We start from the raw sequence: 265 nt of genomic DNA on the forward strand, positions 1-265 counted from the left end.
CGGCCATCGCGCCCAGCACGATCGAGCCCGCGAGCATCCCCAGCAAACCTGCGCCGAAGACCGGCCCGAGGTCCGCCGCGCTGATGCGCCACGCCTGCACGATCGCCGGCGCGACAAAGCCCATGGTCTGCACGTCGAAGCCGTCCATCACCACCGAACAGCCGATCATGATCATGATCGCGATCTGGAATGCGCTCAGCGGACGGCTGTCGATCAGCGCGCTGATGTCGACGATCGAAGATTGCGCCTCTTCCACTTGCTGCGC

1 pseudogene is annotated in these 265 nt (G+C 65.7%); it reads right to left on the reverse strand.

The window, feature by feature from the left end:
• A pseudogene (locus FAZ69_RS33055) lies at positions 1-265 on the reverse strand (aromatic acid/H+ symport family MFS transporter); the annotation flags it as partial.

Origin of the sequence: Trinickia terrae (assembly GCF_005144415.1) — a bacterium.
Lineage (GTDB): Bacteria > Pseudomonadota > Gammaproteobacteria > Burkholderiales > Burkholderiaceae > Trinickia_A > Trinickia_A terrae.